The sequence below is a fragment of the Mesorhizobium sp. L2C066B000 genome, assembly GCF_000502335.1.
Classification (GTDB): Bacteria; Pseudomonadota; Alphaproteobacteria; order Rhizobiales; family Rhizobiaceae; genus Mesorhizobium.
In genome coordinates, this window is sequence record NZ_AYWZ01000007.1 from 51,908 (window position 1) to 63,929 (window position 12,022).

Annotated in this window: 10 protein-coding genes and 1 pseudogene; 4 read left to right on the plus strand and 7 right to left on the minus strand. The window is 64.6% G+C overall.

Going from position 1 to position 12,022, the window contains the following annotated elements:
• Positions 1-55: 55 nt before the first annotated feature.
• Entirely contained in the window at positions 56-517 is a 462-nt protein-coding gene (locus tag X733_RS149325) for an RT0821/Lpp0805 family surface protein (RefSeq protein WP_023818973.1), read from the minus strand.
• A 28-nt stretch (positions 518-545) separates the two neighbouring features.
• On the opposite strand from X733_RS149325, the gene pdxH reads away from it, so the two are divergent.
• Positions 546-1,175, plus strand: a complete 630-nt coding sequence (gene pdxH, locus X733_RS149320; protein WP_081725434.1) for a pyridoxamine 5'-phosphate oxidase — start codon at positions 546-548, stop codon at positions 1,173-1,175.
• A gap of 8 nt (positions 1,176-1,183) precedes the next feature.
• On the opposite strand, the gene X733_RS149315 is transcribed toward pdxH, so the two are convergent.
• Both X733_RS149315 and X733_RS01000000166295 read right to left on the minus strand, forming a co-directional pair.
• Positions 1,184-1,936, minus strand: coding sequence for a crotonase/enoyl-CoA hydratase family protein (locus X733_RS149315; protein WP_031193421.1), 753 nt, complete (start codon positions 1,934-1,936; stop codon positions 1,184-1,186).
• A gap of 31 nt (positions 1,937-1,967) precedes the next feature.
• Positions 1,968-3,741 (minus strand): annotated as a pseudogene (locus X733_RS01000000166295) (acyl-CoA dehydrogenase family protein).
• A 448-nt stretch (positions 3,742-4,189) separates the two neighbouring features.
• On the opposite strand from X733_RS01000000166295, the gene X733_RS149310 reads away from it, so the two are divergent.
• Positions 4,190-5,302 carry a glycoside hydrolase family 25 protein gene (locus tag X733_RS149310; protein WP_023723281.1) on the plus strand — a complete coding sequence of 371 codons (1,113 nt, stop codon included), beginning with the start codon at positions 4,190-4,192 and terminating at the stop codon, positions 5,300-5,302.
• Positions 5,303-5,305: 3 nt separating this feature from the next.
• Here the strand turns inward: X733_RS149310 and purD are convergent, their stop codons facing one another.
• Complete coding sequence (purD, locus tag X733_RS149305; RefSeq protein WP_023818976.1) at positions 5,306-6,592, minus strand: phosphoribosylamine--glycine ligase; 1,287 nt, start codon at positions 6,590-6,592, stop codon at positions 5,306-5,308.
• Between the two features lie 133 nt (positions 6,593-6,725).
• Positions 6,726-7,520 carry a phytanoyl-CoA dioxygenase family protein gene (locus X733_RS149300; RefSeq protein ID WP_023818977.1) on the minus strand — a complete coding sequence of 265 codons (795 nt, stop codon included), beginning with the start codon at positions 7,518-7,520 and terminating at the stop codon, positions 6,726-6,728.
• A gap of 91 nt (positions 7,521-7,611) precedes the next feature.
• Between X733_RS149300 and X733_RS149295 the strand changes: the two genes are divergently transcribed.
• Positions 7,612-8,523, plus strand: a complete 912-nt coding sequence (locus X733_RS149295; RefSeq protein ID WP_023668455.1) for a LysR family transcriptional regulator — start codon at positions 7,612-7,614, stop codon at positions 8,521-8,523.
• 51 nt (positions 8,524-8,574) lie between these two features.
• On the plus strand, positions 8,575-9,558 hold the full coding sequence (gene ubiA, locus X733_RS149290) for a 4-hydroxybenzoate octaprenyltransferase (protein ID WP_023706640.1): 984 nt from the start codon (positions 8,575-8,577) through the stop codon (positions 9,556-9,558).
• A gap of 268 nt (positions 9,559-9,826) precedes the next feature.
• Here the strand turns inward: ubiA and X733_RS149285 are convergent, their stop codons facing one another.
• Entirely contained in the window at positions 9,827-10,393 is a 567-nt protein-coding gene (locus tag X733_RS149285; RefSeq protein ID WP_023668457.1) for a DUF6101 family protein, read from the minus strand.
• A 183-nt stretch (positions 10,394-10,576) separates the two neighbouring features.
• The gene (locus tag X733_RS149280) at positions 10,577-12,007 is read right to left on the minus strand and encodes an FAD-binding oxidoreductase (protein WP_023818978.1); all 1,431 of its coding nucleotides are present in this window, start codon (positions 12,005-12,007) and stop codon (positions 10,577-10,579) included.
• Positions 12,008-12,022 lie beyond the last annotated feature (15 nt).

Genomic DNA, 12,022 nt, shown 5'->3' on the forward strand with positions numbered 1-12,022 from the left:
AGTGGCGCGCAGGCTTATCGAGGGTTGAAATTGCGATGCCCGCAAACCTCGAAAATCAGAGCGGTTTGAAGTCCTGCATGTGCCAGCCGCCGGCCGCGGCGATGCACAATTGCCCCTTGAACAAAGCGACGCCGTCGAAGCTTTCGCGCGAGGCGGTAAAGCTGCGGCAGGCCTGGCCGTTGTCCTGCACTTCGGCGAGTTCGGTGATGGAGCCACGCGAGCCGGTGTAGGCATTCGCCCACGGCACGGCCTGGCCGCGAAGCTCCTCGATGTCGGCCGAAGACACCGCATTGCCGATCGTGGTCTGGTCGGAAGCGCTGTCGGCGTCCGTCGATGTCACCCTGGCCGGCGCGCTTGAGGTGACGATGGAACGATCGACCTCGGCCTTTTCCAGGCTGAAGCCGCCGGCGCCGCAGGCGGCAAGCGGCAGTGCGATAATCACGATCACGGCTTTCGAACTGGCCGAAGCGATAACGCTCCATTGCCCGCTGTCAAAAGCTTGCGCGATACGCGACAATCGGCAACCTCCTGAAGCTCGAGACAATTTGAGAAAAACTATGAGTGACACTGAGTTAACAAGTAGTGACTTTACCGAAGCCGCCGAGCCGTTCCGGCTCTTTGCTGAGTGGCTGGAGGACGCCAAGAAAAGCGAAATCAACGACGCCAACGGCGTAGCACTTGCAACCGTCGATGCCGACGGCATGCCGGATGTGCGGATGGTGCTGCTCAAGGGCTTCGATGAAAGCGGCTTTGTCTTCTACACGAATTTCGAGAGCGCCAAGGGCCGCGAGATTCTTGGCAGCATGAAGGCGGCGATGTGCTTCCACTGGAAATCGCTGCGCCGCCAGGTGCGCATACGCGGTCCGGTGGAGATCGTCAGCGACGCTGAAGCCGACGCCTATTACGCGACGCGGCCGCGCGGCAGCCGGATCGGCGCATGGGCTTCGAAACAGTCGCGGCCGCTGGAAAGCCGCTTTGCCCTGGAGAAGGCGGTGGCCGAATACACGGCGCGCTACCCTATCGGCGAAATCCCGCGGCCAAAGCACTGGTCGGGCTTCCGCATCGTGCCGCAGGCGATCGAGTTCTGGCACGACCGGCCATTCCGGCTGCACGATCGGCTGGTCTTTTCGCGCAACGCCGAAGGCGGCTGGGACAAGACACGGCTTTATCCCTGAGGATAAGTTCAGGCCTTCTTGCGCGTCATGAAGGCCGTCAACGCGGCGCGCGCTTCGTCGGACTTCAGCCGCTCGGAGAAATGCTCGCTCTCCACCTTGATGCGGGCGACAAGCTCGTCGCGCGGGGCGCGCATCAGGTCACGAGCGATCTTCAGCGCCTGCGGCGGCTTGGCGGCGATCGCGCCGGCCGCGGCGAGTGCCGCGGCTTCTAGCCCGTCCTCCTCGACCACCTCATAGATCAGGCCGGCGGCCTTGGCGCGTTCGGCGGAAAAACCTTCGCCGAGTCCAAGCAGCGCAAAGGCGCCCTGCCTGCCGAGGATGAGCGGCGCCAGCAGGCTGGAGCCCGCCTCCGGCACCAGGCCGAGGTCGACGAAGGGTGTGCGGAACACCGTGCGCGGCGTGGCGAAAGTCAGGTCGCAATGCAAATTGAGCGTGGTGCCGATGCCGACCGCAATGCCGTCGACGCCGGAGACCATCGGCTTCTCCGTTTTGGCCAGCGCCATCAGGAAGTCCCAGACCTCGTTGCCGCCCTCACCGCCGGTGGCGATGACCAGGAAATCGGCGAGATCGTTGCCGGAAGAGAAGGCGCCAGGCACACCGAGGAAGACATGGACGCGAACCGCCGGGTCGGCATCGCCATCGGCCAGCGCCTTGGACATTGTCGCGTACATGGCGCGCGTCAGTGCGTTCTTCTTGTCGGGACGGTTCATGCGGATGATCTGGATGGCGCCCTGGCGCTCGACGAGGATATGGTCTGTCACGGTCATTCTTCCCTGGTGAGCGCTCTGGTATTCAGGCCGTTATCAGCGCCTTGCCGGCGGTAGCGAGGCTCTCGGCGCCATCGATGACGCGTTCCTTCAAGGCGCTGACTTCGCCGAGCAGGTTTTCGGCGAAAAAGCGGCAAAGGGCGATGCGGCTCTGCTGGGCAAGTCCGCCACGCGCCAGATAAGCGCCGCCGGCAGCAAGCGAGATCAGCCTGAGATAGGGGGTCGCACCGGCTTGCGCTTCGTCCAGACGGCCGTCGGCCAGCAGCTTCTGCAGGAAGCGCGTCGCCTCGGTGAGATCGTCGAACGCCTGGTCAAGCGCTTCGGCGGTGCGGCCGAAGCCCTGCAGGTTCGAGGTCCGCACCTCGTCGGCGATGGCCTTCAGTTCGGCGATATAGCCATGCACATGCTCGCCGCCGCCAAGCGGCAATTTGCGGGCTACAAGGTCGATCGCCTGGATGCCGTTGGTGCCTTCATAGATCGGCGCAATGCGGGCGTCGCGATAGAGCGCGGCCGCGCCCGTCTCCTCGATGAAGCCCATGCCGCCGTGGACCTGGACGCCGAGCGATGCGACATCGACGCCGATATCGGTGGAAAAGGCCTTGGCCAGCGGCGTCAGCAGATTGGCGCGATCGCGCCAATGCGCGGCCTCCTCGCCTGTCGACACACGCGCGAAGTCGATGGCATAGGCGCAGGAATACGAGATGGCGCGGGCGATCTGGGTCAAAGCCTTCATGGTCAAGAGATTGCGCTGCACGTCGGGGTGATGGACGATCGGCGCCATCCCGGCGCCTGAAAAGTCCGATGCCTTGCCCTGGCGGCGCTCATTGGCATAGGCGATCGCCTTCTGCGTCGCGGCTTCGGCCACTGCCACGCCCTGCATGCCGACGCAAAGCCTCGCGTTGTTCATCATGGTGAACATGCAGGCGAGCCCCTTGTTCTCCTCGCCTATCAGCCAACCGATGGCGCCGGGCGCAGCACCCTGGAACCCGTCGCCATAGATCATGGTGCAAGTCGGCGAGGCATGNATGGATGCCGAGCTTGTGCTCGAGGCCGGAACAGAAGACGTCGTTGCGGGCGCCGAGCGAGCCGTCATCATTGACCAGGAATTTCGGCACCAAAAACAGCGAGATGCCGCGCGTGCCGGCCGGTGCGTCGGGCAGCCGCGCCAACACCAGATGGATGATGTTGTCGGTGAAATCATGCTCGCCATAGGTGATGAAGATTTTCTGGCCGAAGATGCGGTAGGTGCCGTCGCCGGCAGGCTCGGCGCGACTGCGCAAGGCGGCGAGATCGGAACCGGCCTGCGACTCGGTCAGGTTCATCGTCCCCATCCACTCGCCGGAGACGAGCTTTGCCAGATACTTTGCCTTCAGCGCTTCGGAAGCATGCTTGTCGAGCGCCTCGACCGCGCCCATGGTCAGCGTCGGGCCGATGCCAAAGGCCATGGCGGCGGAGTTCCACATTTCGAGCGCGGCAACGCCGAGCATGGTCGGCAGGCCCTGGCCACCGAATTCTTCCGGTCCCGACAGCGCGTTCCAGCCGCCGTCGATCCAGCTGCGGTAAAGCGCCTTCCAGCCGGGCGGCGTGGTCACGGTCGCATCCTTCAGCACCGCGCCATGCTGGTCGCCGATCTTGTAGAGCGGCGCCACCTCCTCGCTGGCGAAGCGGCCGGCCTCGGACAGGATGGCGTTGACAAGGTCTTCGCCGAGGTCCCCGAACGTGCCGCGGTCGAGCGCCGGCTTGAGCCCGGCGACATGCTTGAGCGTGAACGAAATGTCGTCGACCGGGGCCTTGTACATGCCGCTTTCTCCTCCGCTGCTCCGGCCGCTCGATCCTAGGACCCGGGCCGATGCAAAACCATCCGCCTCTGGGCGGCCTCCGACCTTCTTTTTACGTAAACGTCAAACTTTGTCACGCGGATTTTCATCGAACTTCGTCGTCCACAGGTGGAGCGGGAGCGTAGCGGACGCCGAGTACCATGTCGCGACCTCGCGCCAGGGGCGCAACGGTGCAGAATTCCGCGCCGTGGCAGCGCTTCGAAGTCGCGGAATGCATACTATGGTCCGCGCCGCGTCGCTTCGCTCCTTGCTTCGCCATAGAATGACGAAATCGCGAGAGCGACAGGACTCCTGCCCGAAAGCACTTCCTTAACCATACCGGTCCACCATCGGTGTTTGGTCAGCGGGGATCCCCTGTTTGAAAACGCCGGCGCATCTTCTTCGCCGCTCAGCGATCGCTCTCGCGGCGATGATGGCGCTGACGTCAGCGGCTACAGCCTCGGACTTTTCCGAGCCTTGGCGGGATGGCGACCGCGCGCTGGTGGTCGACGCCTATGAATACAATTCCATCGACTGGGCGCAGCTTGCCACCGACAAGCGCATTGTCGGCTTCATCAACAAGGCCTCCGACGGGCTGCCGCCGCCCTATTTCTGCTACGGCGACGAGCCTACGGTCAAACTCTGCAAGACATTGTGGAAACGCTTTGCGGTGACGCGCGAGCTGTTTCAGACGCGCAAGGTGGTGGCCAAGGCGCTCGGCCTGAAATGGGGCGCGTATCATCTTGCCCGCCCCGGCAATCCGCTCGAGCAGGCCAACAGTTTCATCGATTTCGCCGAGCCAGCCCCTGACGATCTGCTCGCCCTCGATCTCGAAGGCAACGACCCCTCGCAATGGATGTCGCTCGAGGATGCCGAGGAATTCGTGCGCCAGGTGCACCGGCGGCTCGGCCGTTTCCCGATCCTCTACACCAACGGCAAGACCGCCCAGTACATCGCCGACAACCGCTACCAATACCGTCTGCTGTCGCGGCTGCCGCTCTGGTATGCGCGCTACAAGCCCGACATCGACGTGCATTTTCCGATGGGCAACTGGCAGGGCTATGCGCTGTGGCAGTTCTCGGCGCAGGCCAATTGCGGGCGCCTGCGCTGCCCCTACCGCGTCGCCGGCACGCCCAACGACATCGACGTCAACGTCGCGCCGATGGACGCGGCGGCACTGCGCCAGCAATGGCCCTTCGGCGGCCTGATCGACGTGCCGCCCGACTACCTCGCCTCGATACCGGTGCCGGTGTCGCGCGCGGCCGGGCTCGCCGGCAAAGTCACCATCACATACGCCGATGTGGCGACGCCACCGACGGTCGAGGAAATGGTGGCGGTGCTCGGCGCGCGCTGGCAGACATTCCGCGCCGCCTTCCGCATGCCGGTGGTCAAGACGGTGCCGCGCCGCGCGCGCTTCGGCATTGCCGAGTATGTCGCCTGGAAGCGGACCACGTATCGTTCGGAGGCTCTGCTCGAGGCCGCCTTCTCGCAGGCCGCCGACCCGGTCAGCACCGCTTCGACGGAACTGGTTCGCGAGCGCTGAGGCTTATGTGGCGGCGCTGGCCTTTTCCCGCGCCACCGCCTGCCAGCCTATGTCGCGGCGGCAGAAGCCTTGCGGCCAGTCGATACGGTCGAGCGCGGCGTAAGCGCGGCTTTGCGCTTCGCCCACCGTCTTGCCTGATGCCGTGACGTTGAGCACGCGGCCGCCATTGGCGACCAGCGCGCCGCCATTGATGGCAGTGCCGGCATGGAAAATCTCAACGCCTTCGCCAGCGGCTTCGTCGAGACCCCGAATGACCGAGCCTTTTTCCGGCGTCCCGGGATAGCCCTGTGCCGCCATCGCCACGGTCAGCGCGGCATCGTCGCGCCAGCGGATCGAACTGTGCGCCAACTGGCCGTCGACGGCGGCGTTGAGCAGCACCAGCAGATCGTCCTTCAGCCGCATCATCAGCACCTGACACTCGGGATCGCCGAAGCGGGTGTTGTATTCGATCAGCTTCGGCCCCTTGTCGGTGATCATCAGCCCGGCAAACAGAATACCGGCGAACGGCGCGCCAAGCTCGGCCATGCCGCGCATGGTCGGCTCGACGATCTCGCGCATGGTGCGCTCGACCATTTCGGGGCTCATCACCGGCGCCGGCGAATAGGCGCCCATGCCGCCGGTGTTGGGGCCGGTATCGCCATCGCCGACGCGCTTGTGGTCCTGCGCGGTGCCAAAGGGAAGTGCGGTCGTGCCGTCGCACAGGCAGAAGAAACTCGCCTCCTCGCCGGTCATGAATTCCTCGACTACTACCTCAGCGCCGGCGTCACCGAATGCGCCGTCGAAACAAGCATCGAGGGCGGCGCGCGCCTCGTCCAGCGTCATGGCGATGGTGACGCCCTTGCCGGCGGCAAGCCCGTCGGCCTTGATGACGATCGGCGCGCCGACCTTTTCGACATAGGCTTTCGCCGAGGCAAGATCGGTGAAGCGGCCATAGGCGGCGGTCGGGATGCCGTATTTGGCGCAAAGGTCCTTGGTAAAACCTTTCGAGCCTTCGAGCCGCGCTGCCCGCTTCGACGGGCCGAAGACGCGGATGCCCTGCTCACGCAGATCGTCGGCAATGCCGGCGACCAGCGGCCCTTCCGGCCCGACGACGACGAGATCGATCGCGTTGTCCTGGCAGAAGCTGGCAACAGCGGCATGGTCGGCGATGTCGAGCTTGACCAGTTCGGCCTCGTGGGCGATGCCCGGATTGCCGGGCGCGGCATAGAGCCTGGTCAAAAGCGGCGAGGCCGCGATCTTCCAGGCCAGGGCATGTTCGCGGCCGCCGGAGCCGATCAACAAAACGCGCATGCCGATGTCCCTTGTCATTTCACGACAGGGACTGCGCTATTGCCCCGGGCGGCGCGGGTCAAGAGTTTTACCTTGCGCCATACCGGTTGCGCACGGGAACGTCGCGCCGAGAGCACGGCGTCCCCGGCCGGTATCAGCTCTGGAAGACCACTGGAAACCAGTCCTCGCGCAGTTTCTGGCCGGGCTTCATGTCATGGCCGGCATAGGGTGGCGAGGTACGGCCGGGGCGCTCGACATAGCGCGCATCGTCGCCGACCCAGCGCAGCGACAGCGCCCGGCGCCGCGCCGCGGTCGGATTGCCGCGCGCACCATGCGCGGTGCGGAAGTCGAAGAGGATGGCGTCCCCCGGTTCCATCTCCCATTCGAGCACCTTCAGCGACGGGTCCTTGTCTGGATCCGGCACGGGGAGGTAGTCGCCCTCGCCGGCATAGAAATTGCTGTCATCTAGCCAGCGCACCGGCAGGATCATCTTGTCCCATTTGTGCGAGCCGGCGACCAGCCGCAGCGTCGCTTCCTTGACCGGATCGATCGGAATCCAGAAGCTGACGGTCTGGGTGCCATCGACGAAGTAATACGGGATGTCCTGGTGCCAAGGCGTCGGCTTTTGCGTGCCCGGTTCCTTGACCAGCACATGGTCGTGGAAGAACTGGGCGCTGCGCGACTGCATCGCCGCTGCCGCGAGTTCCGCGGCCGGGGAATTGCGCACCACGTCGACGAATTCGGGAATGCGCTCCCAATTGCAGTAATCGTCGAAGAAGCTGCCCTTGCCGTTGGCGATGTCCGAGGCCGTGGCGCTGCGGTTTTGCATGTTGCGCTCGATGCCGGCGGCGATGGTGCCGACCCAGTCCTTGAAGGCGCCGCGTATGCAGACCGCGCCGTCGCGCTGGTAGTCGGCAATCGCTGCGGCATCAATATGTCTGGCGGCCATCTCATGTCTTCCCTGTTTCGATGACCGACTATCGCAGCCGCCGCACATCGCGTAAAATAATAATTTCTCATCTCTCTTATAGTTTTAGACTATGAATCTGACCCTCACCCAGCTGCGTTACCTCGTCGCCGTCGCACGGCATGGCAGCGTCACCGCGGCCGCGCGGATGCTGAACGTCTCACAGCCGTCGATCTCGGTGGCGATCGACAATGTCGAAGCGACGCTCGGCCAGAAACTGTTCGTGCGCCAGCGCGGCAGCGGCATCGCGCTGACCTCGTTCGGCCGCAGCGCGGTGGCGAAGGCAAAGCAGGTGCTGGCCGAAGCGGACGAACTGGTTGGGCTCGGGACGCGCGACGCCGATGTCGGGGGCGAACTTGTGCTCGGCTGTTTCGAGGATCTGGCGCCCTATTTCGCGCCGGCGCTGATCCGCGCTTTTTCGCAACGCTGCCCGGCGGTCACCGTGGTGGTCCGCGACGAGACCTTCGAGACGCTGGGCCGGCGGCTCGGCGATGCGGCAATCGATCTCGGCCTGACCTACGATCTCGGCCTGCCCTCGCACTTCGCCCGCATCCTGCTGCATGAGCTGCGGCCACACGCGCTTCTGCCGCAAGGCCACGCACTGGCCAGCCAAGCGAGCGTCAGCCTGGCGGAGCTGGCGACCCATCCCTTGATCACCACCGACCAGCCGCATAGCTGGCAGCATATGCTGGACCTGTTCCTCAGCCGCGGCCTGTCGCCGGTCTCGCAATCGACGGCGAGTTCGTTCGAACTGCAGCGCAGCATGGTCGCCAACGGCTTCGGCGTCGCGGTGAGCTACACCAGGCCCTATGGCGACAGGAGTTATGACGGGCTGCCGCTGGTCTGCAAGCCGCTGTCCGATCCGCTGCCGATGCAGCGCATCATCCTCACCCATGACACAAGGCAAAGGCTGTCGAAGGCGGCGCTGGCCTTCACGGAGGTGGCGAAGGAATGGTTTGCCAGCCACGATATTTTCACCGCCTGAGCGACAATGCGGCCGCTTGACGGCGCACGCCGCTGCTGCCACTCCAGCACGATGGAAACCATCCAGTCGAAAGCCGCACAGGGCCGCGTCGCCGACGCGCCGAGCGGCCATTGGGTCTACAAGATATTGCCGCGCTGGCTGTGGCCTTACGCGCAGCTTGCGCGCTGGGACCGGCCGATCGGCTGGCAATTGCTGCTGTGGCCCTGCTGGTGGTCGGCAGCGCTTGCGGCCAGCGCCTATCCCCGCCCGGCAGACCCGTTGCTCACATTGCTGCCGTCGCCGTGGTTCCTGTTCCTGTTCTTTGTCGGCGCCGTCGCCATGCGTGGCGCCGGCTGCACCTATAACGACATTGTCGACCAGGACATCGACAACAAGGTCGAGCGCACGCGCTCGCGGCCATTGCCGGCCGGCAAGGTGACGCGCCGCCAAGCCTGGGCGTTCCTGGTCATCCAGGCCTTGCTGGGCCTCGTCGTGCTGCTGCAGTTCAACGACTTCGCCATTCCGCTCGGCATCGTCTCGCTGGTCATCGTTGCCGTCTATCCCTTCATGAAGCGCTTCACCAACTGGCCGCAATTGGTGCTCGGGCTCGCCTTCTCCTGGGGTGCGCTGATGGGCTGGGCGGTCGAGTTCGGCGATCTCGATGGCCCGGCCATCATGCTCTATATCGGCTCGATCCTGTGGGTGATCGGCTACGACACCATCTATGCACATCAGGACAAGGAAGACGACGCAATCGTCGGCGTGCGCTCGACGGCGCGGCTGTTCGGCGACAACACCAAGACCTGGCTGGTCGGGCTTTATGGCGGCACGCTGGTCTGCTTCGCCATCGCGTTCGCCTCGGCGCAGGTGCCGGTGGTGGCGCTGGCCGGGCTGATCGCCGCCGGCGCCCATATGGCGCGGCAGATAGCGGTTCTGGATATCGACGATCCCGATCAATGCCTGCGGCTGTTCAAATCCAACAACCAGGTCGGCTGGTTGATCTTCATCGGCCTGATCGGCGGTGCGCTGTGGGTGGCGCTAAAGCCGCTGGTTTAATCTCCTTCTCCCCGTCACTACACGGGGAGAAGGTGGCGGCAGCCGGATGAGGGGCAGCGCCAATCTTTGCAGTTGAGGTGAGATGCACAGCGGCGATATTGCGAGAAATGCCTCGGTCAGCGCCGCCCCTCATCGCCCTGCAGGGCGTTGGTCACTCGAAAAGCCAAGCAATTGGCTTTTCGTCCGCTACGCGGACCGCTCCTCAACCCCCGTATAGTGACGGGGAGAAGAAGGCTGTCGTCGGCGGTTTCGCCAATCGCCGGTCAAGCTACTCCCGCGAAATAATCTCCTGGCCGTCGATCACCAGTCTCAGCCCGAGATTGCCGGCCCTGCGGCGGGCGAGGAAGCGCGGGCGGCGCGTGGTCGAGACCCGGCCCTTGCGGCGATCCTTGGCCGGCAGCGCCTTGATGGCGGCGCCGAGCGATTCCTCAAGCGTGCGGGCAATGCCGTCGGATTCGATCAGCAGCATCTGCAGCCGGTAAGCATCGGCCCAGGCGCGCCAGTCGGCGGCGACGTCGTCGAGATCGTCGGCCACCAGCAGCGGCACCGACAGCATCGGGTCGTTGTGCAGGAGTTCGAGGGTTACCGTGACATTGCCTTGCGCATCCTCCATCGCGCGGGCGGCGACGCCGCGAAACGCGTTGGCGGGCAGCGCGATGATCGCCGGCACGCCGCTCATCTCGAGCGTGCGGCGGATGACGGCGCCGCGCTGGTCGATGGTGAAGGTAACGTCGCCATAGTCGTCGCGCGTGGCATAGCTCACCACTTGCGGCAGGCGGAATGGGTCGAGGCGCATGTTGCGCCCGGCCCAGACGGGCTTCAATACACTGTTCATCTGCTGCCTTCCTGTGTTTCTCCTGAGAGCCGTTTTGCGGGTCTCTCCGGGCCGGTTTTCCCGGCCTCGTTGTGTGAAACATTAGCGCGAGCTTCTGCCGCCCGGCTTAAGAAAGTCAGTTAAATTTTGCTGATCTCAGGCAATGGTTATCGGAATGAGACCAGCCACAAAATGTTGAAAGGATCAGATAACCTTACCGGGATTCATGATGCCGGCCGGATCGAAGACGGCCTTCACCCGGCGCATCAGCTCGATCGCCATTGGCGGCGCGGTGGCGATCAGCTCGTCGCGCTTCAACTGGCCGATGCCGTGCTCGGCCGAGATCGAGCCGTGGAAGGAGCGCACGACATCGTGCACGGCATGGTTCATGGCGTGGTAGAGGCCGAGAAACGCTTCGTCGTCACCGCCCTCCGGCCGGGAGATGTTGTAGTGGAGATTGCCGTCGCCCATATGGCCGAAGCAGACCACGCGCGCCTGCGGACTGACCGAAGCCACTGCACCGGCCGCCTTTTCGATAAACGCCGGGATGGATGCCACCGGTACCGAAATATCATGCTTGATCGAAGCGCCTTCGGGCTTTTGCGAATCCGGCAGCACCTCGCGGAAGTTCCAGAACGCGTCGCCCTGCGCCAGGCTGGCCGCGATCACCGCGTCGCCGACGATGCCTTGCTGGAGGCCTGCCGACAGCACTTCTTCGATCAGCCCCCTGGCGTCCTCGGCCGAACGGCCCGACGACACCTGCATCAACACATACCATGGCCAATCCTGCGCCAGCGGCCGCGTGACGCCCTGCGCATGGCGCAGCGTGAAATCATAAGGACGCTGGCCGATCAGCTCGAAGGCGGTGAGTGCCGCCCCTGCCCGGTCCATCGCCAGGCTGAACAGCGAAAGCGCTGCTTCCGGCGACGACAGGCCGGCAAAGGCCACTTCGCGCCCCTTGGGCTTGGGAAACAGTTTCAGCACCGCCGCGGTGATGATGCCGAGCGTGCCTTCGGCGCCGACGAACAGGTTCTTCAGATCGTAACCGGTGTTGTCCTTCTTCAGTTTGCGCAGATCGTCGAAGACTTCGCCGGTCGGCAGCACCACTTCGACGCCGAGGCAGAGTTCGCGCGCATTGCCATAGGCAAGCACGCCGGTGCCGCCGGCATTGGACGAGAGATTGCCGCCGATCTGGCAGGACCCTTGCGCGGCGAGCGACAGCGGAAACAGCCGGTCGGTGGCATCGGCCGCTTCCTGCAGCGTCTGCAGGATAACGCCGGCCTCGACTGTTACCGTGTTGGAGAAGACGTCGATCTCGCGAATGCGGTTCAGCCGCGACAAAGAAAGCACGATCTCGCGGCCGGAGGCATCCGGCACCTGGGCGCCGACCAGCCCGGTGTTGCCGCTTTGCGGCACGACCGGCGTTCCCGTCTCGCTCGCCAGCCGCATGATCCGGCTGACCTCGTCGACGCTGCCGGGACGCAGCACCAAGGCCGTCCTGCCGTGCCACAGCCCGCGCCGCTCAGTCAGATACGGCGCAATATCAGCTTGGTCGCGCAGTGCATATTTTTCGCCGACAATGGCAGTGAAGCGGTCGATGAGAGCGGGATCGAGGTCGAAGGGGGAGTCGTTCATCGGCGCAAACTATGG

Excerpts from the sequence above, each read along its gene's own strand:
- X733_RS149310 (WP_023723281.1), top strand. The coding sequence starts at position 4,190 with ATGATGGCGCTGACGTCAGCGGCTACAGCCTCGGACTTTTCCGAGCCT.
- purD (WP_023818976.1), bottom strand. The coding sequence starts at position 6,592 with ATGCGCGTTTTGTTGATCGGCTCCGGCGGCCGCGAACATGCCCTGGCC.
- X733_RS149300 (WP_023818977.1), bottom strand. The coding sequence starts at position 7,520 with ATGGCCGCCAGACATATTGATGCCGCAGCGATTGCCGACTACCAGCGC.
- X733_RS149295 (WP_023668455.1), top strand. The coding sequence starts at position 7,612 with ATGAATCTGACCCTCACCCAGCTGCGTTACCTCGTCGCCGTCGCACGG.
- ubiA (WP_023706640.1), top strand. The coding sequence starts at position 8,575 with ATGGAAACCATCCAGTCGAAAGCCGCACAGGGCCGCGTCGCCGACGCG.
- X733_RS149285 (WP_023668457.1), bottom strand. The coding sequence starts at position 10,393 with ATGAACAGTGTATTGAAGCCCGTCTGGGCCGGGCGCAACATGCGCCTC.
- X733_RS149280 (WP_023818978.1), bottom strand. The coding sequence starts at position 12,007 with ATGAACGACTCCCCCTTCGACCTCGATCCCGCTCTCATCGACCGCTTC.